The organism is Aristaeella hokkaidonensis (genome assembly GCF_018128945.1).
Taxonomy (GTDB): domain Bacteria; phylum Bacillota; class Clostridia; order Christensenellales; family Aristaeellaceae; genus Aristaeella; species Aristaeella hokkaidonensis.
The window spans coordinates 3,131,013-3,153,370 of record NZ_CP068393.1 but is presented as its reverse complement, the minus strand read 5'-3'; the positions used below and the strand labels follow the sequence as shown (position 1 = coordinate 3,153,370).

Sequence of the window (22,358 nt, the reverse complement as noted above, 5' to 3'; positions counted from 1 at the left end):
TTAAACGTCTCCGCATTAAGCATTGGATCTGATGTAGTTGATCAGTCCGCCGGAGAGGATCATGCCCTTCTGGCGCTCGGTCAGCGGCATCTTCACGGCGTAGGTCTCGCCCTTGGTCTCGTTCTTCAGCACCAGGGTTTCCTCGCCCGCTTCGATCTTTTCCCGGACGCCCGGCAGGCTCAGTGTATCGCCCTGGTCAATCCTGTCATAGTCCTTCTCATCTGCGAAGGTCAGGGGCAGGATGCCGTTGTTGATCAGGTTCGCCTGGTGAATACGGGCGAAGCTCTTGGCCGCCACGGCACGAATGCCCAGGTACAACGGCACCAGCGCAGCATGTTCGCGGCTGGAGCCCTGGCCGTAGTTGGCGCCGGCTACCAGGATGCCGCCCTTTTCTTCCTTGGCCCGTGCAGGGAAGGTCTCATCCACGGGGGTCAGGCAGAAATCAGCCAGGTGCGGGATGTTGCTGCGGAAGGGCAGCAGCTTCGCGTTGCTGGGCATGATATGGTCTGTGGTGATGTTGTCTTCCATCTTCAGCAAGACCTTGCCGCTGACGTCATTCTCCAGGTCATGTCCCAGCGGGAAGGGTTTGATGTTCGGGCCGCGGACCACGTCCACAGTGTCTTCCTTGCCCTCCGCCACCGGCGGGATGACCAGGTTGTCGTTTACTTCAAACTGCTTCGGCTGTTCCACCGTCAGGTCCAGGTCCAGCGTCCGGGGATCGGTCAGCACGCCGGTCAGGGCGGTCACCGCCGCGGTTTCGCAGCTGGTCAGGTAGATGCCCGCGGAGGCAGTCCCGCTGCGGGCGTAGAAGTTCCGGTTGTTGGTCCGCACGGAGACCGCGTTGGTCTTCGGGCTCTGGCCCATGCCGATGCAGGGGCCGCAGGCGCTCTCCAGGATCCGGGCACCGGCGCCCAGCATATCCGCCAGCGCGCCGTTGCGGGCCAGCATGGTCAGCACCTGCTTGGATCCGGGACCGATCACCAGGCTCACGTCCGGATGCACGGTCTTGCCCTTCAGGATCCGGGCAACCCGCATCATATCCTGATAGCTGGAGTTGGTGCAGCTGCCGATGAACACCTGGTCCACCTTGATGGGTCCGATGTTCTTCACGGTGTCCACGTTATCGGGCATATGGGGCTGGGCCACCAGGGGCTCCAGGGTGTTCAGGTCGATATCCACGATATCATCATATTCAGCATCCGCGTCCGCGCTCAGTTCCCGGAAATCCTCTTCCCGGCCCTGGGCCTTCAGGAAGGCGCGGGTCACTTCGTCACTGGGGAAGACGGAGGTGGTGGCGCCCAGTTCCGCGCCCATGTTCGCGATGGTGGCGCGCTCCGGCACCGTCAGGGTCTTCACGCCCTCGCCGATGTATTCCATTACCTTGCCCACGCCGCCCTTTACAGTCAGCCGGCGGAGCACTTCCAGGATGATATCCTTGGCCGCCACACCGTAGGGAAGGCTGCCGCTCAGGCGGATACCGACCACCTTCGGGTAGGTCAGGTAGTAGGCGCCGCCGCCCATGGCAACCGCCACGTCCAGGCCGCCCGCGCCGATGGCCAGCATGCCGATGCCGCCGCCGGTGGGAGTGTGGCTGTCGCTGCCCAGCAGGGTCAGTCCCGGTACGCCGAAGCGCTCCAGGTGCACCTGATGGCAGATGCCGTTGCCGGGCTTGGAGCAGAAGATGCCGTGCTTCTTCGTCACGCTCTGGATGTACTGGTGGTCATCCGCGTTTTCAAAGCCGGTCTGCAGGGTGTTGTGGTCGATATAGGCTACGCTCTTCATGGTTCTGACCCGGCCGATACCCATAGCCTCAAACTGCAGGTAAGCCATGGTTCCCGTGGAGTCCTGCGTCAGGGTCTGGTCAATCCGGATGGAGACCTCTTCGCCTGCCGCGGGTTTTCCGCTGACCAGGTGGGCATTCAGAATCTTCTGAGTTAAATTCATACCATTCCTCCGAAAAAAATAACCAGCCACGGCGCTCTGCCGGAGATGCGGCTGAGCTCTCCGCAACTGTGTTGTTGTTACCATACCATTATCTGCCAGAAACGGTGAAAGTCAACGGATTGAGCACGAAAGAACACAGGAAAAGCAGCCTTGCAAACCGATCCCCTGTTTGCTATAATATTGAAGTTATCGCGTACGTCACGGCGCTCATGGCCAAAACGGCTGCAGCCCGTGTGGGAAAACGGTTGTATTCTTCATCACCAAAAGGAGAGTTGGGAGTTATGAAAGGAATTACGTCCAAGGAACTGAGAAATGCCTGGATCCGTTTCTATGAAGAACGGGGACATATCAATATCGGAGCCGTCTCGCTGATCGGCGACGGGACCACCGGCGTCATGTTCAACGTGGCCGGCATGCAGCCCCTGATGCCTTATCTGCTGGGCAAGGAGCATCCGTCCGGAAAGAAGCGCCTGTGCAACGTGCAGGGCTGCGTCCGTACGGTGGATATTGAAAGCGTCGGCGACCCCACCCACTTCACCTTCTTTGAGATGATGGGCAACTGGTCCCTGGGCGATTATTTCAAGCAGGAAAAAACCCAGTGGAGCTACGACCTGCTGACCAAGGTTTTCGGCCTGGACAGCAAGGAAATCTGCTCCACCGTGTTTGAAGGCAATGACGCTGCTCCCCGGGATGATGAAACCGCAGACCTGCTGAAGAAGGTCGGCATCCTGCCGGAGCACATCTTCTACCTGCCCAAGAGCGATAACTGGTGGGAGCTGGAAGGCACCACCGGCACCCCCTGCGGTCCCGACAACGAGTGGTTCTACCCCCGTCACAACAAGCCCTGCGGCCCGAATTGCGGACCGGCCTGCGGCTGCGGACGGTATGTCGAGATCGGTAACGACGTTTACATGCAGTATGTCAAGAACGCCGACGGCTATTCTCCCCTGGCGAACAAGAACGTGGATACCGGCTTCGGTCTCGACCGTATGCTGGCCTTCCTGAACGGCGTGACCGACGGCTACAAGACCGACCTGTTTATCCCGGTCATCAAGCACCTGGAAGAAAAGTCCGGCAAGAGCTACGACGATGATCCGGAAGCCCAGAAGGCCATGCGCATCATTGCGGACCATATCCGCACCTCCACCATGCTCATCGGCGATGTGAAGGGCATCCTGCCCTCCAACGTGGGCGCCGGCTACATCCTGCGCCGCCTGCTCCGCCGCGCCATCCGCTACACCCGCCAGCTGGGTCTGGAATCCTCCGTCCTGGCCGAGGTCAGCCGGATCTTCATTGAGCAGATCTACGATGAAGCCTATCCGCTGCTGGTGGAAAAGAAAGACTACATCCTGGACGAAATCATGAAGGAGGCCGCCCGCTTCGAAGCGACCCTGGCCACCGGCATGAAGGAGTTCACCAAGTGCATCACCGGCATCCGCCGCAAGAATGAGTTCATGGCCCAGAAGGATCCGTCCTACAAGCCGGAAACCGAAATCAGCGGCAAGCAGGCTTTCCGTCTCTACGACACCTACGGCTTCCCGCTGGAACTGACCGAGGAGCTGGCTGCTGAAGAAGGCCTCACCGTGGACGCCAACGGCTTCGCCGAAGCGTTCAAGGAGCACCAGGCCATCAGTAAGCAGGAAGGCGCCGCCAAGGGCGGTCTGACCGAGCGGAACGAAGAAACCGCCAAGCTGCACACCGCCACCCACCTGCTGCAGGCTGCCCTGCGCAAGGTTCTGGGTGATGAAGTTGCCCAGAAGGGTTCCAACATCACCACCGAGCGTCTCCGTTTCGACTTCTCCTTCAGCCGGAAGATGACCCCCGAAGAAATCGCCGAAGTAGAACGCCTGGTCAACGTGGCCATCGACGCCAAGGTTCCGGTCGTCATGGAAGAGATGACCGTGCAGGAAGCCAAGGAAAAGGGCGCTATCGGCCTGTTCGAGAGCAAGTACGGCGAGAAGGTCAAGACCTACAAGATGGGCGAGTATTCCTTCGAAATCTGCGGCGGTCCCCACGCTGCCAACACCGGCGACCTGGGCTCCTTCAAGATCCGCAAGGAAGAATCCTCTTCCGCCGGCGTCCGCCGCATCAAGGCCACCATCGCGCCGAAGGCGTAAGAGTAATTCATAAATCCCCCCCGCCGCAGCGGATAATTCTGCATTCTGCATTGTTGAGGAGGCATCCGTGCTTCAGCACGGCAAATGCCTCCCATGCTACAGCTGTCAAAGGCGCAAAGCGGCTTTGGTAACAGCGATCGCAATATTCTGCATTTGGGCTTCGCCCACTGTCTCCCCCGCCGCAGCGGATAATTCTTCATTCTTAAGTCTTAAGTTTTCAGTAAAAAGACTTCCTACCTCCTACCTCCTACCTGAATTGCCCCCTGATTAATGTGATTATGCAATTTGATCAAAACACTGAGTGGTCCCGCCTTTCCGAAAAGACTTCCTCTTCCGAGGACATCTTCAACGGCATTGTCCTCCACGTAAAGCGGGACACCGTCACCCTTTCCAACGGCAGCAGCGCCATCCGGGAAGTGATCCGCCATATCGGCGCGGTCTGCGTCATCCCGATCACTGAGAACAACGAAGTGATCATGGAGCGGCAGTACCGTTATCCGCTGGACAAGGTCATCCTGGAGATCCCCGCCGGCAAGCTGGACGCCCCGGATGAGGACCGGCTCTCCGCCATCAAGCGGGAGCTGCGGGAGGAAACCGGCTACACCGCGGACGAGTGGACGGAGATCGGCGATTTTCATCCTGCTCCCGCCTACAGCGACGAGTACATCACCATGTATATGGCCCGGGGACTGCATAAAGGAAAGCAGGACCTGGACGAGGATGAATTCCTGGACGTGTACACCATTCCCCTTTCCGAACTGGTGGAGGACGTCATGGCCGGAAAAATCTCCGACGCCAAAACCCAGGTCTGTATCCTCAAAGCTGCCCGGATCCTGGGTCTGTAAATTATCTCCTGTGCAGGAAAAAAACAGAGCCGTCACTTGTTCCTGTTCGCCGGCTCTGTTATTTTATTGGCATAACAACTTACTTTTGCGAAGCAGTGGAAAGGAAGATTGCAAATGAAGATCGGCTGTGTCAAAGAGATTAAGAACAATGAATACCGGGTTGGCCTGACCCCTGACAACGTCCGCGCCTATATTGCCGCGGGACATCATGTGTATATCGAAATGGGTGCCGGCATCGGCTCCGGTTTCACCGACAATGAATATGTGGACGCGGGTGCTTCCCTGATCGACAACGCCGCGGATGTCTGGCACCTGGTGGATATGATGGTTAAGGTCAAGGAGCCGCTGGAATGCGAATATCCCCTCTTCCGGAACGGCCTGATCCTTTACACCTATCTGCACCTGGCTGCCGACAAGCAGCAGACCGACGCCCTGCTCAAGGGCAAGGTCAACGCCGTGGCGTATGAAACCCTGCAGGAGAAGGACCGCTCCCTGCCCCTGCTGGCTCCCATGAGCCAGATCGCCGGCCGCCTGTCCATCCAGGAAGGCGCCAAGTACCTGGAGAAGAAGTTCGGCGGTGAAGGCATCCTGCTGGCCGGCGTGCCCGGCACCCCCAAGGCCAACGTGGTCATCCTCGGTGGCGGCACCGTGGGTATGAACGCCTGCAAGATCGCCGTCGGCATGGGCGCCAACGTCACCATCCTGGATATCAGCCTGAAGCGGCTGGAGGAGCTGGACAACATGTTCGGCGCCCATATTCAGACCCTGGTTTCCAATGACAGCAACGTGGAACGCGTGCTGAAGGACGCGGACCTGGTCATCGGCTCCGTGCTGATCCCCGGCGGCTCCACCCCGAAGCTGTTCAAGCAGAAATACCTGAAGGAAATGAAGGACGGCGCGGTCTTCGTCGATGTGGCCATCGACCAGGGCGGCTGCGGCGAATCCTCCCACGTCACCACCCATGACGATCCGGTTTACAAGCTGGACGGCGTGGTTCACTACTGCGTCGGCAACATGCCCGGCGCCGTGCCGCGGACCAGCACCATCGCCCTGACCAACGCCACCGTGAAATACGGCCTGGAGATCGCTGCCGCCGGCCTGGAAGAAGCCTGCCGGAAGAGCGAAGTGATCCGCTCCGGCGTCAACACCTATGCCGGGAAGCTGACCAACAGGAACGTGGCGGCTGCCCACGGCTATGAATTTACAGAATTGCAGGAACTCATCTGATATATGGAATTTAAAGATCTCGGTTTATCCCCTTCCCTTCTGAAAAACATCCGCGATACCGGTTATGAAACCCCGACCCCCATCCAGCAGGCTACCATCCCGCTGGTTCTGGAGGGAAAGGACGTCCTGGGCTGCGCCCAGACGGGCACCGGCAAAACCGCCGCTTTCGCCCTGCCTATCCTGCAGCGGCTGAAGGAGATTCCCCCGCAGCGGAGCAACGCCAAGGTGATCCGCTGCCTGATCCTCTCCCCCACCCGGGAGCTTGCCATGCAGACCTGGGAGAACTTCCAGCTCTACGGCAAGGGCGAAGGCCTGGACAGCGCCGTCATCTTCGGCGGCGTCGGCCAGGGCGGCCAGGTGGAAGCCCTCCACCGGGGCGCGGAAATTGTCATTGCCTGTCCCGGCCGGCTCCTGGACCTGATGGGCCAGGGACTTGTCCGCCTGGACTGGGTGGATATCTTCGTGCTGGATGAAGCTGACCGCATGCTGGATATGGGCTTCATCCACGATGTGCGCAAAATCGTCCGTACCCTGCCGGAGGAACGGCAGACGCTGCTCTTCTCCGCCACTATGCCGCCGGAAGTGGAAAAGCTGGCCCTGGACCTGCTGACCGATCCGGAGAACGTCAAGGTGGATCCCGTCACCTCTACGGTGGACGCCATTGACCAGTGCCTGTATTACGTGGACAAGGTCAATAAAAAGCACCTGCTTGCGCAGCTGCTGGAGGATCCGGAGGTGGAAAGCGCCCTGGTCTTCTCCCGCACCAAGCACGGAGTGGACCGGATTGTCCGGGACCTGAAGCGCAAAGGGATCGAAGCCGCCGGTATTCACGGTGACAAGAGCCAGAACGCCCGTCAGGCCGCGCTGAACCTGTTCCGCAGCGGCAAGTGCCGGGTGCTGGTCGCCACAGACATTGCCGCCCGCGGCATCGACGTGGCCGGCCTCAGCCATGTGTTCAACTATGACATGCCCATGGAACCGGAAGCCTATATCCACCGGATCGGCCGTACCGGCCGTGCCGGCAGAACCGGCAAAGCCATCTCCTTCTGCTGCATCGACGAAGTGAAGCAGCTGAACCAGGTGGAAAAGCTCATCGGCAAGCGCCTTCACCAGAAGGAAAGCGACTGGCCCATGGAGGTTACTACGCCCACCCCGCCGAAGGTCCGCGAACCCCGGCCCGCCAGGCTGGATCGTCAGGGCAACGCGCTGGCGGAGCGCCGCGTTGCCGCCGTTTCTGCTGCTAAACCTTCTCGTCCTGCCCATTCCCGTCCCACTGGAAAGGTAACAATTGGCAGAGACGGACAGGTACACTCCCGCCCCACCGGCAAAGTGACTATAGGCAGAGACGGACAGGTGCATTCCCGCCCCTCCGGCCATGGCACCGGCAGACCGGTTCATAGAGTCAATCGTCAGAAACGCCGCGGTTAATCAATCGCGCACCTGAAAGATTTCAGGTGCGCGATATATTTAGAATTCATAATTAAAGACAATGTGAAGGCTGCGGAGCGCAGGGATGTGACAGAGGGACAGACCAACTGTCATCATTCCAAAGGAACGTGACAGTTGGTCTGTCCCTCTGTCACATTGGCCGCAATCGACTGTATTTCATTATGGAATAAGAACTGCATTCTTATTCCATAAACCCCATCACATCAACCACCCTCACGCTTCCGCCCGCGAGGGTGTTTATTTTTTTCTTTCCCTGCTTGCGGCTCATCAGGGCATAGCTCTGCCCGCCATCCAGGTTGTAGACCCATTCGGTATTAAAGTTTTCCAGGAAGAACTTCTGTGCCCTGCGCAGGGATACTCCCTTGCCCTTGGATTTGGTCACCGTCAGGATCAGGTAATTGTTACGGTCCAGCCGGCCGATGATGGTCCTGGAGGCTTTCTGGTCCGCGAATTTCCATCCCTCCGGCAGCAGGTCCTCGTTGTTCCGCAGCATCGGACAGCCTACATAGAAAGACCAGGTCTGGCTGGGTTCCGTTGCCAGCACTTCCCCGTTGTCCGCGCCGGTATACATCTGCAGTCCGTCCGCGTCCAGCGCCAGGCCGTAATACGGCACGCCCTCCAGGTTGCGGAAAACCTCCCCGTCCGTTACCGTCAGGGAGCCCAGCGGAGTGTAGTAATAATCCTCGCTGGTTCCCGGATAGTTCTCCGGGATCTCCGGATACAGGGGACTTACAAACCCGCTGCCGTTCACCGCCAGCGCTGCTTCCGGAAGCTTTTTGATGATATTCCCGGGTCGGCTGATGTTTTTCTTCCAGGCCGCCGTGGCTTTCCGGATCTGGCGGGAAGGATCCTGAACCCAGATCCGGCTCAGGTAGCACTTCTCGCCCTCCATGGTAAACCGTTCAATCGTGTATTTCAGCGTCGGCGAATCATACCGCCGGACAATCCTGCCGACAGTATCCGCCTCAATCTTTTCAAAGAAGTCTGCCGGCTCCTCTGCTCCGGCTGTGAAAGGAATCAGTGCCAAACACAACAGGAGGCAGAATATCCGTTTTTTCATCCGGAATTCCTCCTTCCAGTCGTTCACGCCTGCTCCTGCATATAGCGTTCCGCCAGGCGTACGGACGCCATCGCGTCCTTGCCGTATCCGTCCGCGCCGATCTCCCGGGCATATTCCTCAGTGAGCACGGCGCCGCCGACCATCACCTTGCACCAGGGTGCCTTCTCATGCACCAGCTTCACGGTTTCCGCCATAGCCGGCACCGTGGTGGTCATCAGGGCGCTCAGGCCGCAGATCGGCGCATGCAGGCGCTCCACAGCCTCCAGCACCGTCTCCGGCGGCACGTCCTTGCCCAGGTCCGCCACAGTAAATCCGTAGTTCTCCAACAGCAGCTTCACAATATTCTTGCCGATGTCGTGGATATCGCCCTTCACGGTAGCCAGCACCACGATCCCCTTGGAGGCTTGCGCGTCCTGGTTTGCCGCCTTCTTCTTGATTTCCGCCACGGCCGCCTCCGCCGCTTCCGCGCTCATCATCAGCTGGGGCAGGAAAATCTTCTTGGCTTCAAAGCCCTGGCCCACCTCGTCCAGGGCCGGGATAATCTCTTCCTTCACCAGGTCCAGGCTGTCCCGTCCTTCTTCCAGGGCTGTCCGGGTCAGGTTGGCCGCTTCCTTGCACAGGCCCTTCACCACCGCGCGGCGCAGTCCCTTCGCTTCGGTTTCCTTCGCACCGCCGGCCGCTCCCGCCGCCGGCGTCACTGCCTGCATGGTGGGCAGGTCGTTGGCATACTGGATATAAGCAGCGCAGTTTTCGTCCCGGCCCGTCAGGGTCCGGAAACTGATCATCGCGCCCATCATCCGCTCATTCAGCGGGTTCATGATTGCGCCGGACAGGCCGTTTTCCAGTGCCAGCGTCAGGAAGACGCTTCCCAGCACCTCCCGCACCGGCAGGCCGAAGGAGACGTTGCTGACGCCCAGCACTGTTCCGCACCCGGTCTTTTCCCGGATCATTTTCAGCGCGTCCAGGGTCACCTTCGCAGCGTTCCCGTCCGTGCTGACCGTCATAGTCAGGGTATCAAACAGAATATCCTTCGGGCCGATGCCGTATTTCGCGGCTTCCTTCAGGATCTTTTCGGCAATGGCCAGCCGGCCTTCCGCCGTGCCGGGAATCCCGTCCTCATCCAGCGTCAGGGCAACCACCGCCCCGCCGTATTTCTTCACCAGCGGGAAGATAGCGTCCATGACTTCCTGCTTGCCGTTCACAGAGTTGATCAGGGCTTTGCCATTATATACGCGCAGCGCGCGCCGCATTGCTTCCGGATCGGAGGTGTCCAGCTGCAGCGGCAGGTCGGTCACTGCCTGCAGCTCCTGCACCGCCTGCTCCAGCAGGGCCGGTTCATCCACGCCCGGTGTGCCTACGTTGACGTCCAGCACTTCCGCCCCGTGCTCTTCCTGCACGATGGCTTCATTCAGCACATAGGCCATGTCGCCCTCTTCCAGGGCTTTGCGCAGCCGCTTCTTGCCCGTGGGGTTGATCCGCTCGCCGATGATCACCGGATCCTTCCCCAGTTCAATGGCGTGCCCCCGGGAAGCAATAATCGTCTTTTCTTTCTTTTCCACTGCCGGCGGAACCCTGCCAGCCGAAGCGTTCTTCACCGCCCGGATGAAGTCCGGCGTCGTGCCGCAGCAGCCGCCGATGATCCGCAGGCCTTTTTCGATCAGCGGGACGATATCGGCGGAGAATTCCTCCGGTCCCACGTTGTAAACCGTCTTTCCGTCCTTTTCCTGGGGCAGGCCGGCATTGGGCTTCATCAGCACCGGGATTGAAGCCGCCGCCAGGTAGCGTTCCACAATCGGCGCCAGCGCGTCCGGTCCCAGGGAGCAGTTGACGCCCACGGCGTCCGCGCCCAGGCTCTCCAGCATGGCCACCACCGATTCCGGCGTACCACCGGTCATCAGCTTTCCGTCCGCGCCATAGGCACAGGAAACCAGCACCGGCAGGTCACTGTTTTCTTTCGCCGCCAGCAAGGCCGCCCGGGCTTCCGCCCCGTCATTCATGGTTTCAATAAACACGCAGTCCGCCCCGTACTTCACGCCGAAGCGCACCACTTCCGCAAAGCCCTGTACCGCTTCCTCAAAGTCCAGGTTCCCCAGCGGCTTCAGCAGTCTTCCGCAGGGGCCGATATCCAGGGCGACAAACCGTTCCTTCCCGTCGGCGATGGCTTTCCGGGCCTTGTCCGCACAGCCGATGGCCGTCCGGACCATCTCTTCACATTCGGAAAGGCTGTAGCGCAGCGGATGCACACCAAAGGTGTTGGTCAGCACCATGTCGGTGCCCGCCTCGTAGTAGCTCCGCTGGATATCGGTGATCACGTCCGGATGGGTCATACCCCACTTCTCCGGCGCTTCACCCGGCTTCAGTCCCCTTGCCTGCAGCAGCGTTCCCATGCCGCCGTCCAGGAAGAACGGGCCCTTTTGCAGCAATTCCTTCAGATTCATTCAGACTTTCTCTCTTTCATTCCGATGATTGCCGTCACGCTCTTGCTCGGCGTCATCAGCAGGCTGTCCGTCAGGGTGATCCCCACCGTCCGCCCGCAGTCCAGGGCAGTCATAACATCCTTCTGCATTTCCAGCGGCAGGTCCCCGTATCCCGGGGAATACCGGTCTGTCAGCTGCTTGTCCGGAAACTGCTCCGCCAGCTGCCTGCACAGCCGGTCACAGCCGCTTTCCACCTGCTGTGCCCCGATGGCATGCATCAGCAGTCCCTTGGCCGGGGACTGCAGCTTTGCCCGGCCAATCCGGCGGTCCATTTCCGCGCCTGCCGTGCAGGCAAACAGGATTATCTCGTCACAGCCCTCCAGGTGCTCTTTCAGCCCCCGGGAGGTTGTCCGGGCAAAGCCCAGGTCCAGTTCCTCCCCATCCCGCTTCAGGGGATACCGGCACCAGACCGCCCGGCACTGCACCGCGCCTTTGGCCGCCGCCAGGCATTCCTTCATCGGCAGCTCTTCCGGAGCCGGCGCGAAGGAGGGCAGCATCGCGTAACGCAGGATTTCTTTTTCGTCAAAGGGGATTTCCCCCAGTTCAGCCAGCCGCAGTCCTTCCTTCATCAGAAGGTCCTCCCCAGCATACCGCTCAGGTGGTTCTGGATGGCCGCCGCCACGTCCGGCTTGTTCATTGTGTACACATGCACATGCCGGATGCCGTTGGCATACAGGTCAATAATCTGGTCACAGGCATAGATGATGCCTGCCCGCTGCATGGCTTCGGGAGAAGAGCCGAATTTATCCACCAGGCTGGTAAACCGCCGGGGCATAAAGCTGCCGGACAGCTTCAGGGCACGCTTCACCTGGTTGGCTTTCGTAATGGGCATGATGCCCGGCACCACCGGCACCGTCACGCCCGTCTCCCGCAGCTTGTACAGGAAGTTATACAAAAGGTTGTTGTCAAAGAACATCTGGGTGGTCAGGAAGTCTGCGCCCGCGTCCACCTTTTCCTTCAGGTAGCGGAGATCCTCCGCCTGCACGCTGCTTTCAGGATGCACTTCCGGATAGCAGGCCGCGCCGATGCAGAAGTCCCCGGCTTTCCGGATTTCCCGGATCAGGTCGGAAGCATGGGGATAGGGACTGTTCTTCATGTCTTCCGGCGTCATGCCTTCCGGCAGGTCGCCCCGCAGCGCCATGATGTTCCGGATTCCGGCAGCCTTCAGGGTCTGCAGGTAGGAGCTGATGTCTTCCTTTCCCGCGCCGACGCAGGTCAGGTGGGCCAGGGTTTCCACCCCGTCCGTGTTCTGCAGCGTCCGGGCGATTTCCAGGGTGTATTTGCCGCCCTTGCCGCCCGCGCCGTAGGTCACGGAGATAAAGGAGGGCTTCAGCGCCGCAATTTCCTCCGTCGCCTTCAGCACTTCCTCAAAGGTCGCGTCCGTCTTCGGCGGAAACACCTCGAAAGAAAGACTTAAATCCGTACTCCGGACCGTGTCCAGTATTCTCATAGCTCAGCGTCCTCTCGTAATCTTCAATTCAGAATTCAGAATTCATAATTCAGAATTATTGGAATCCAAGCGCAATGGATAAACCGCTGCCTCTACTTTGTCATTCTGGGGTTTGGAGCGCCCGGAGAAAGAGCCAGTGGCTCTTTCTCAGCGGAAAACGGGCGGCAGCCCCGGGGTAGCGAAGCGGAGGCCGAAGGCCGCGTCGAAGAATCTCCCCGCCGCAGCGATGATGTCATTCCGGGGTTCGGAACGCCTGGAGGAAGAGCCAGTGGCTCTTCCTCAGTGAAGAACGGGCGGTAGCCCCGGGCTACGAAGTAGAGTCGAGGAATCCCTTACTACGTCCGAAGGACGCCTTCATCAGTCGCACACCATTACTATTATATTATACATTGTGAAATGCCGGTGCACAATTCTCCCGGAGGCCGCATCCTGTCTTTCTCTCGTTCCTTCTACCCATATAAATACCGCCGGAGTATTCACTCCGGCGGTATTTGCCAGTCGTTTGAATGTCTTAGTCCCACAGATCAACGCTGCCGACTTCGTCTCCACGGACCCAGTGGGCTTTGTTCTGGTCCACGCGGACGTACACCTTGTCCACCTTGCCGACCTTCTTCAGGATCTCTTCGGGGGTGATAATGCCGCCCAGAGGAGACTGGATGATCACTTCGGGAGTCTTTGCGGCCTTCTTGGCAGGCGCGGCTTTCTTCGCGGGAGCCTTCTTTGCAGGAGCCTTCTTGGCGGGAGCAGCAGCCTTTACAGCCTTCTCCGCAGCCTTCACGGCGGTCTTGGCGGCCTTCACGGCAGCCTTGGGAGCGGCCTTTGCCGCGGCTTTCTTCACGGTCTTCTTTTCAGCTTCAGTCTTGGGAGCTTCTTTTTTGACGGTTTCTTTCTTCGCGGGCATGAACGTCCCTTCCTTTCCTTTTGTTGTCTGTATCATACCATACTGTTGCGACGGTGACAACAGTCACCGTCGCAACAACTCTACACTCTTCACTCTTCACTTTTCCGGACAGGGGACGGTTCCTCGTCCGGAAGGCAGCGTGGAGGCTGCGGAGCGTGGAAACGGGATGTGACAGCAGGGACAGACCAACTGTCATCATTCCAAAGGAACGTGACAGTTGGTCTGTCCCTCTGTCACATTCGTCCTTCGGACGTAGTAAGGGATCCTTCGACACGCTTTGCTTGCTCAGGATGACAACGTGCACGCAATGGATTATTCCATACGCCCACATTGCTGATAATTCTGAATTGTTGAGCAGTTGTCCAAATCTCTGATTTGGACGAAGAGCCGATGACCGCCAGTGGCGGGAATCTCATCGGGTCTGAGGTCAATCGAAAGGGAGCAAGCTCTACAGTGTAGAGTTGCGACCATTGAGATTGCGGAATACAACTGCCATGCTACAGCCGTCAAAGTGCCATAGGCACTTTGGTAACGGCGATCGCAAAATTATGAATTGCTTCTGTACCACGCATAAGTCTTCACATCGCTCAGGTTTACCACCGAAAGCACATATCCGCCGTCGTTCATCACAAACCAGTCGTAGTCTGTCTTCTGCACATGCTCATGCACCGGCGCGTCTTCCGGGTTCACTCCCACAATGGAGATGGCAACGCCCCCGTCCGTTGTTGTGCAGCCTTCATACAGGGCCGGGTTTTCATCAATGATCTGCTGGAACCGCTCGCCGAAGAAGGGACTGAGCCCGCAGTGAATGACCAGCGGGTAATCCAGCCATCTGGCCAGTTCCGGTTCATCTGTCGTGTTATAGCCGTAATCCCGGAGGGTTCCGATATACATCATCACATGCCGGGTTTCGGAGTTCTCGTGTTTGATGACCAGCAGGTCGCCCTCCTGCAGGGTATTCTTCAGCTCCGGATAGGGAGGTGCCTCAAACCCTTCACGGCTGTCAAACACATGGAACGGCCGCTGGTCCCAGTTGTTCAGGATTTCCGACAGGGGCGGATGCGGCTCCCGTCCGCAGGCCTTGAACACATGCCGGGTAAAGCCGGTGCAGTCCAGGCCGTACAGATACGTTTTTCCCCGCTGGAAATATCCGGTTTTAGTCTCGCAGGTGATCACATGATAATTCGGATAGGACATATAAAAATATCCGTTCCACTTGGTCCCGGACAGTCCGCCGAAGTAATAGGGAACGCCGTCGGTGTACAGGGTGCTGATCACCCGTCCCGTCAGTTGTTCATACCGGGCAACAAAAGGATTCGCCTCTTCCAGCAGTTCAAACGCCGCCTCCAGCATTGCCGATTCCTTCACCACCGCTTTTCCCGGGCCGGCAAAGATCACCAGCATCACCGTCAGCAGCACTGCGATTCTTCGGACAGTCTTCCTGCCTCGCAGTATCATTTTTTCCGTCATGGATGGGCAGCCTCCTCAGATTGTTCTAAAAGAGTATACCACGAATGATCCTGTATACAAAGCACTCTGATTTCGCTATAATAAACCCTGCATGTTATAGGGTAATTACCGGAGGTGCAGTCACAATGGTTTATAATACAATTCTTGAAGCGGTCGGCAACACGCCCATGGTTCGGCTGAACCGGATGCCGGAGGAAGGCAGCGCCGAAATCCTGGTCAAGGTGGAGGCCCTGAATGTGGGCGGCTCCATCAAAACCCGCACCGCGCTGAATATGATTGAGCAGGCGGAAAAGGAAGACAAGCTCTCCCCGGACAGCATCATCGTGGAGCCCACCAGCGGCAACCAGGGAATCGGCCTGGCGCTTGTCGGCGTGGTCAAAGGCTACCGGACGATCATCATCATGCCGGACTCCGTCAGCGAAGAGCGCCGCAAACTCATCCGCCATTACGGAGCGGAAGTCAAGCTGATCCATGACGCCGGGGACATCGGCAAGTGCATGGAAGAATGCCTCAACTGCGCCATGGAGATGAAGGCGAAGAACCCGAAGGTCTTTGTTCCCCAGCAGTTTGAAAACCCGAACAACACCCTGGCCCACAAAAAGCATACCGCCCTGGAGATCATGGCCCAGGTGGCCGGACCGATCCACGGCTACTGCAGCGGCATCGGCACCGGCGGCACCCTCACCGGCATCGGCGAAGTGCTGAAGGCCCAGTATCCGGATATGGAGATCTGGGCAGTGGAACCGGAAAACGCCGCCATCCTCGCCGGAGGCACCATCGGCACCCATATCCAGATGGGCATCGGCGACGGCATTATCCCGGATATCCTGAACCGGGAAATCTATGACGATATCTACGTGGTTACCGACGCGGAAGCCCTGGAAACCGCCCGACGCCTGGCCAGGGAAGAAGGCCTGGTCTGCGGTATCTCCAGCGGCACCAACGTGGCCGCCGCCCTGAAGCTGGCCAAGAAACTCGGGCCCGGCAAAACCGTGGTCACCGTGCTGCCCGATACCGCCGAGCGGTATTATTCCACACCCCTCTTCGGCGTGTAATCAATCCCGTCAAAAAACCGCCTTCCGGAAGGAAAGGCGGGTTTTTTTGCTGTCACAGGCTATTTCCGGAAGGCGGCAGGCACCGGTTTGGCGGCCTCCTGCAGTTCCTTTTCCCGGCGGGAAGCAACCTCGTCCGGCATTTTCCGGATATCCCCGGCTTTGGTCAGGGCCCACTTGGTCAGACTCGGGCCCACCAGTTCATAGACCAGCACGGAGAAAAGCACAATATTCCGGACCAGCGTACCCTCCGTGCCGCCCAGCACCCGGTAGGCTGTGGCGCACATGCCCAGGGCCACGCCGGCCTGGGGCAGCAGAGTGATGCCCAGGTATTTCCGGACCGGTTCGGGACTGTGAACCATGGAGGAGGACAGGCCGGCGCCCAGATATTTGCCCAGCGACCGGGCAACGATATAGACCACGCCGACCAGGAGCACGGCGGGATCGCCGAAGACCTCAAACTTCAGCGCCGCGCCGCTGAGCACAAAGAACAGGGTCACGGCCGGGCCGGACCAGCGGTCCGCCTGCAGCATCAGATCCTCGCTGAGGGGGCAGAAGTTGCAGAAAATGGTGCCCAGCATCATGCAGACCAGCAGGGAAGAGAATCCGAAGGTGAAAGGACCCGCCGGGATCTTCAGCTGGCTGACGGCCACCGTCAGGATGACGCTGCCGACAATGAGGGCGTTCCGGTTCCGGTGGGAGTGGAAGAACCGCTCCAGCCAGGTCAGCACCAGGCCCACCAGTCCGCCGAAGGCGAGGGACAGGAACACCTCCATGAGCGGTTCCAGGATCAGGGCGGCGATATCGGTATCCCCGTTTTTCAGGGACTGGGCAATGCCGAAGGAAATGGCGAAGATCACCAGGCCTACCGCATCATCCAGGGCAACCACCGGCAGCAGCACGTCCGTCACCGGCCCCTTGGCCTTGTACTGACGGACCACCATCAGGGTGGCAGCCGGGGCGGTAGCCGCCGCGATCGCGCCCAGGGTTACAGCCACGGGCATCGGCAGCAGGTCCGGCATGATAAAGTGCAGGGCAATCAGTGCCGCGTCCACGCACAGGGTGGCAAAGCAGGCCTGGATGATACCGATCACCGTTGCCTGCTTACCCGTTTGCTTCAGGGCGGAAAGGCGGAATTCATGGCCGATGGCAAAAGCAATGAAGCCCAGGGCCACATCCGAAATCATCGAAAGGGAATCCACCTGCTCAAAGGTGTTGAAACCCAGGCACGGAACCCCCAGCCGTCCCAGGATGCAGGGGCCGATCAGCACGCCGGTCACCAGGTAGGCGGTGACATCCGGCAGGTGAAACTTATCAAACAGACGGGTCATCAATAGTCCGGAGAACAGGGCAACAGCAATCAGCAGAAGCGTTTGCATAAGTTTTGATCGCATCCTTTCATATGAAAAGGCCCACCATGTATCCATGATGAGCCGTGATGCCGTTCTGTCTGATACAGCGATCTGCCGCCCATCCGTTGGTGATGTCTCCTCGAGCACAGGGACGGTAATTGGTTGGATCGCTGTTCCTTTGTTCGGCACTTATTATATTCCCGAAAACGGGACTGTCAAGGGAGTGTATTGCTTTATTCTCCGTAACTCATCCCCCTTCAGATGAAAAAAATATATTGTTTATTTATATAAAAAAGATCGCAAATTGTAAATACATGTTTGCGCCCCACAGGCATTGAATATCAAAACATCCAGCCTGCATGCGCCCCTCTTCCTGGCCGGCACATGGAAAAATAGACGGGTTTATTTATCCTGATTCGATCTGTTTTCTGCTTCGGCTGTCAGTTAGGATATGAGCATCGGGAGGCACTTCTCCCCAAGGAGGATACGGAAATGGAATTCTTAGCCGTCATTATTGGTATTGGTATTGGTCTCGCCCTGTACCGGAAAAACCGCAGCAACCGCGATGAAGACTATGACGATGATTATGAGGAAGAGGCCCGGTTTGAGCCCCGGGAACCCGTATACCCGACCCGGACCCTGTCTTATGCAGAGCCCCGGAACACAGTTCCCAACGCGGAAATCCGGGAGATCAACGAAGCCATCCGCGCCGGTGAACAGGCCCTGGACAGCCTGCGGGAAGCCAAGAGCCAACTGAACTCTGCCCGGAACTGGGGCATCTATGACATGCTCGGCGGCGGCGTGATCTCCAGCATGATCAAGCACAGCAAAATCGACCAGGCCAATGAATGGATGGACCAGGCCAACCGGGACCTGCGCCGCTTCGCGAAGGAGCTGCGGGACGTGGACGGCGAAGGCCTGCAGGTCGATACCGGATCGCTGGTCACCATGCTGGATATTTTCTGCGACAACTTCTTCAGCGATCTGATGGTGCAGCAGAAAATCAACGACGGCCGCGCCCGGATTGACGCCCTGATCGATAAGATTGAAGGGGTGATGTGGGAACTGAAGCAAAGAGGAAACAGTATTGGGGAAGAGTACGAAATGAATAATGGAGAATACCGCATGCAGAATTAATGGGTTCTCTTCGACACTGCTTTGCATTGTTCGGGATGACACCCTGAATGCGCTGCGGGGTTCCGATAAATATTCGAGAAGACTTGCCCTGACATATCTTCCCGAAAAACCAATGAATGATTCGTCGATATCTGGTTTCCTGTCCGGCAATCCGGCCGGATGGAGATCGGCTGTCTTCGTATAACCGTTTTTCCCGAATCCGGGAAAACGGAAAAACAAAACGGAGGAAGAAAGATGAAACGAATACTGTCCCTGTTCCTTGTGCTGGCGCTGGCAGTCAGCACACTGCCCGCCCTGGCGGAACCGGCTCCGTCAGGCGCTGCCGAAGCGGCCGGCCTGCCGGCCGTGGGCGACGTGGTCGAAGGCTTCGAAGTCAAGGAGCTTCGTCCCTTTGACCTGGTCGGCGCAACCCTGGTGTCCTTTGAGCACCAGAAGACAGGCGCGAAGCTTCTTTACATTGCCAATGAAGATACCAACCGCGCCTTCCAGCTGTCCTTCCTGACCCGGCCGATTGACAACACCGGCCTGCCCCATGTGTTTGAACACAGCACCCTGTCGGGCTCGGAGAAGTATCCCAGCAAAGCCCTGTTTTTCAATCTTCTTTATCAGTCCTATACCACCTTTGTGAACGCTTATACCGACGACTATGTGACCTGTTATCCGGTGGGTTCCCTTTCCGAAAAGCAGCTGCTTGCCATGGCGGATCTTTATACAGACTCCTGCCTGCATCCGATGATCATGACGGATGAAAGCATCTACCGTACGGAATCCTGGCGGTATGAAATGGCGGATATGGAAAGTCCCCTGACGCTGAACGGTACCGTGTACAGTGAAATGACCGGTGCCCTCACGCTGCAGAGAAGCGCCCGTGACAACGCGAGGACTGCCACCTTCCCCGGTTCCGTGGCGGCTTATAACTCCGGCGGCATTCCCAAATACATTCCGGATATGACCTGGGATTCCCTGAAGGAATACCACAACCGGTTCTATCATCCGTCCAACTGTCTCGCTTACCTGTACGGCTCCTATGAGAATTACACAGCTTTCCTGAAGCTGCTGAATGAAGCCTTCGCTCCCTATGAAAAGCAGGACTTCACCTTCACCGACAGCGGCTATACCCGGATCACGGAGCCTGTGGTCACCAGCGTTCCCTACGCGGTGGCAGAAGGTACGGATACCACCAATCAGTCTTCCGTGTATTACTATATCCTCTGCCCCGGCCTGAGGGAAAACAAGGAAGAACAGCGGATCGTGGATCATGCGGATCTCATGCTGGCCACCACCGGTTCTCTCCTGATTGAAAACCTGAAAAAAGCCTTCCCTGCCGGAAGCTTCACCTGCTCCCGTGACTCCGTCGGACCCGATGACGCTTTGCTCTTTGCTGCAGACAACGTCAACGCGAATGACGCGGAAACCTTCCGCAAAATCGTCAATGACTCCCTGAAGCAGATTGTGCAGGACGGTTTTGATCCTGTGCAGGTGGACGCGACCGCCACCCGCCAGGAACTGACCAATAAGCTGGCAACGGAAGGCGGCAGCCCGATCATAGGCGTTGTCGCCAATCTTTCCGAAGGCTATGCCCTGACCGGCAATCCCTTTGAATACTGCGAAAACATGGAAGCCCAGACCCATATCCGGGAGGAGAACGAAAAAGGCCTCCTCACCGGCGCTATTGAAAAATGGCTGGTGGATCCGGCACTGTATACCCTGACCACCACCTATCCGGAACCCGGCCTGAAGGAAAAGCAGGAAGCTGCCCTGGCTGAAAAGCTGGCAGAGATCAAGGCCGGCATGACGGAAGAGGAAAAGCAGGCCATCATCGACGCCACCAACGCGAAGCCCGAAGAGGAAGACACCACTGAAATGGTCGCCTCCCTGACGGCTGTCACCGTGGCTGACCTTCCCGAAGACGTCCGTGAGATCCCGTATACGGATGAAACCGGCGCCGACGGCGTCCGCCGTCTGAACATGACAGCCAACGTGGATGAAATCGGACTGATCGACCTGTTCCTGGACGCCCGCGGTCTTTCCCAGGAAGACCTGCAGTATGCGCGCCTTTTCTCCCAGCTGCTGGGTCAGCTGGATACTGACGCCCATACCAAGGAAGAGCTTGCCCTGCTCATGGGCCGTTACCTGACGGGCGGAAGCTACAAAATCCAAACTTTCGATACGGCTGACAAGAACGACGTTACCGCCTACCTGGCGGCCGAGTGGGTCGCCCTGGACAGGGACCTGCCGGCCAGCTATGACCTCGAGCAGGAAATCCTGTTCCATACGCAGTTTACAGACATCCCGACGATTGCCGAAAAGATCTCAGCCCTGAAATCCACTGCCCGCAGCATCATTTCCGCTGCCCCCTATACGGTGGTTTTAGCCCGCCAGGCCGGGCTTGACGATCCCCAGTCCAGGGTGCAGGACTACCTGAGCTTCACCCCTTATTACACCTTCCTGGAAAATGTGGAGCAGCAGATGGCAACGGAACCGGAAGCAGTTGTTGCCCGCCTGCAGGCGATCCAGTCTTTCCTGGCCAACCGCAGCGGAGCCATGGCCATCTATGCCGGCAATGAGAACTCCATTGCGCTCAACGCGCCCCTGGTGGATGCTTTCTTCGCGGAGCTCCCCGATGAGAAGCGGGAGTATCCCGCCTATGACGTGCCGGCAGCCGACAGGAAGGAAGGCCTTTCCGTGGACGGCAACATCCAGTACAACTGCCTGACTGCTTCCTTCCGGGAGCTCGGCATTGAACCGGATTACACCTTTGACGTCATCGGCTCGATCATCACCGACCAGGTGCTGATTCCCATCCTGCGGGACCAGATGGGCGCCTACGGTGCCTCCTGCGGCACGAACGGCGACCTCGGCCTGATGATCTACTCCTACCGGGATCCCAACGTGAAGGCCACCTTTGACCTGTATGATTCCATCCCGGAAAAGCTGGCCTCCATGGAACTGACCCAGGACCAGATCAACGGCTATATCATGCGCCAGTATTCATCCATCGCGACGCCTGCCGGCGAACTGACAGAAGCCATCCTTAAGATCAACGCAGTCCTGAATGGCCGTCCCGAGGACGAAACGCTGCAGAAGATGCGCGCCTATAAGAGCGTGACGCCTGAAACCGTGAAAAACGCGGCGGCTGTCTTTGCCCAGCTGGTGGAAAAAGGTGCCCGCGGCACTGCCGGCCCCATCGGCGCCCTGCAGGCCAACAGCGATCTGTATGACACGATCCTGAATCCCTTCCATACGGAAGACCTGTCCAAGGTTTCCTTCTCCGACGTGGCGGAAGACAGTGAACAGCATGACGCCATCTACGCCGCCTTTGCGAGCGGCCTCATGCAGCCGAAGGAAGAAGGCCTCTTTGCGCCGGATGAACCCGCCACCGTGGGTGATTTCCTCGGCGGACTGTATATGCTGATCGGCGGCGGAGCCAATGATCCGGAAACCTGCAAAGCTGCTCTGAGTGCCAACGGTCTGATCCCCGCGGATCAGGACCTGAATGCCGAACTGAATGAGGGTTTCCTCGGCGGCATTCTGGCCGCTCTGGGCGCTCCCGGCTCTACCGAGACACCGGATGCGGCAGTCACCCGTGCCGAACTGGCGAAGCTGTTTATCCAGCTTACCGGTAAATAATCTTTCTCTGGTATAAAGAAAGGCGGATACCGGAGACGGTTCTGCCACTGTCCACTTATGCGGATAGTCAGAACTGTCTCCTGGTGTCCGTTATTCTTGTATCTGCAAAGCGCTGTCCCCAGGCGTCTCCTGATCCTCATTTTGTGCGCGCATCAGCATACAAGTTGCAAATATTGCTTTGTTGCGTTACACTGTTTCAGTGCCATAATAAACCCATATAATTCTCCGGTTCCTGTCAGGTAAGAGC

General features: G+C 58.3%; 15 protein-coding genes. 7 read left to right on the top strand and 8 right to left on the bottom strand.

Translation table 11 applies throughout. The features are described 5' to 3' along the window. Nucleotides 1–15: 15 nt before the first annotated feature. Nucleotides 16–1,944: an aconitate hydratase gene (locus JYE49_RS14150; protein ID WP_283399407.1), complete on the bottom strand. Its 1,929-nt coding sequence runs from the start codon at nt 1,942–1,944 to the stop codon at nt 16–18. Between the two features lie 281 nt (nt 1,945–2,225). On the opposite strand from JYE49_RS14150, the gene JYE49_RS14145 reads away from it, so the two are divergent. From JYE49_RS14145 to JYE49_RS14130, 4 genes are all read left to right on the top strand, one after another. Further along, entirely contained in the window at nt 2,226–4,061 is a 1,836-nt protein-coding gene (locus tag JYE49_RS14145; RefSeq protein ID WP_283399408.1) for an alanine--tRNA ligase, read from the top strand. 278 nt (nt 4,062–4,339) lie between these two features. After that, on the top strand, nt 4,340–4,906 hold the full coding sequence (locus tag JYE49_RS14140; protein WP_093957635.1) for an NUDIX domain-containing protein: 567 nt from the start codon (nt 4,340–4,342) through the stop codon (nt 4,904–4,906). Between the two features lie 114 nt (nt 4,907–5,020). Next, nucleotides 5,021–6,133, top strand: coding sequence for an alanine dehydrogenase (gene ald / locus JYE49_RS14135; protein ID WP_093957636.1), 1,113 nt, complete (start codon nt 5,021–5,023; stop codon nt 6,131–6,133). A 3-nt stretch (nt 6,134–6,136) separates the two neighbouring features. After that, the gene (locus JYE49_RS14130) at nt 6,137–7,561 is read left to right on the top strand and encodes a DEAD/DEAH box helicase (protein WP_093957637.1); all 1,425 of its coding nucleotides are present in this window, start codon (nt 6,137–6,139) and stop codon (nt 7,559–7,561) included. 202 nt (nt 7,562–7,763) lie between these two features. Here JYE49_RS14130 and JYE49_RS14125 read toward each other — a convergent pair whose 3' ends face one another. The 6 genes from JYE49_RS14125 to JYE49_RS14100 all read right to left on the bottom strand — a co-directional run bounded on the left by JYE49_RS14125 (nt 7,764) and on the right by JYE49_RS14100 (nt 14,940). Beyond that, a complete protein-coding gene (locus JYE49_RS14125; protein WP_143754510.1) occupies nt 7,764–8,642 on the bottom strand; it encodes a phosphodiester glycosidase family protein in 879 nt (292 codons plus the stop codon). 23 nt (nt 8,643–8,665) lie between these two features. Beyond that, nucleotides 8,666–11,080 (bottom strand): homocysteine S-methyltransferase family protein, encoded by a 2,415-nt coding sequence (locus JYE49_RS14120; RefSeq protein ID WP_093957639.1) that lies wholly within the window; start codon nt 11,078–11,080, stop codon nt 8,666–8,668. Further along, nucleotides 11,077–11,688, bottom strand: coding sequence for a vitamin B12 dependent-methionine synthase activation domain-containing protein (locus JYE49_RS14115; RefSeq protein WP_093957640.1), 612 nt, complete (start codon nt 11,686–11,688; stop codon nt 11,077–11,079). Before JYE49_RS14115 ends, JYE49_RS14120 begins: the two co-directional genes overlap by 4 nt. Further along, nucleotides 11,688–12,569 (bottom strand): methylenetetrahydrofolate reductase [NAD(P)H], encoded by an 882-nt coding sequence (gene metF / locus JYE49_RS14110; RefSeq protein WP_093957641.1) that lies wholly within the window; start codon nt 12,567–12,569, stop codon nt 11,688–11,690. The genes JYE49_RS14115 and metF overlap by 1 nt, the downstream gene beginning before the upstream one ends. Nucleotides 12,570–13,080: 511 nt before the next feature. Beyond that, the gene (locus JYE49_RS14105; RefSeq protein ID WP_093957642.1) at nt 13,081–13,470 is read right to left on the bottom strand and encodes a hypothetical protein; all 390 of its coding nucleotides are present in this window, start codon (nt 13,468–13,470) and stop codon (nt 13,081–13,083) included. Nucleotides 13,471–14,016: 546 nt separating this feature from the next. Next, complete coding sequence (locus tag JYE49_RS14100) at nt 14,017–14,940, bottom strand: NlpC/P60 family protein (RefSeq protein ID WP_093957643.1); 924 nt, start codon at nt 14,938–14,940, stop codon at nt 14,017–14,019. Nucleotides 14,941–15,065: 125 nt separating this feature from the next. Here JYE49_RS14100 and cysK point away from each other — a divergent pair, with 125 nt between their 5' ends. Then, nucleotides 15,066–15,995 carry a cysteine synthase A gene (gene cysK, locus JYE49_RS14095; RefSeq protein ID WP_093957644.1) on the top strand — a complete coding sequence of 310 codons (930 nt, stop codon included), beginning with the start codon at nt 15,066–15,068 and terminating at the stop codon, nt 15,993–15,995. Nucleotides 15,996–16,054: 59 nt separating this feature from the next. On the opposite strand, the gene JYE49_RS14090 is transcribed toward cysK, so the two are convergent. Beyond that, the gene (locus JYE49_RS14090; protein WP_093957645.1) at nt 16,055–17,371 is read right to left on the bottom strand and encodes a cation:proton antiporter; all 1,317 of its coding nucleotides are present in this window, start codon (nt 17,369–17,371) and stop codon (nt 16,055–16,057) included. Between the two features lie 465 nt (nt 17,372–17,836). On the opposite strand from JYE49_RS14090, the gene JYE49_RS14085 reads away from it, so the two are divergent. Together JYE49_RS14085 and JYE49_RS14080 are read left to right on the top strand one after the other, a co-directional pair. Continuing rightward, nucleotides 17,837–18,481, top strand: coding sequence for a hypothetical protein (locus tag JYE49_RS14085; protein ID WP_093957646.1), 645 nt, complete (start codon nt 17,837–17,839; stop codon nt 18,479–18,481). A 234-nt stretch (nt 18,482–18,715) separates the two neighbouring features. Next, complete coding sequence (locus tag JYE49_RS14080; protein WP_179217361.1) at nt 18,716–22,111, top strand: insulinase family protein; 3,396 nt, start codon at nt 18,716–18,718, stop codon at nt 22,109–22,111. Nucleotides 22,112–22,358: the final 247 nt, after the last annotated feature.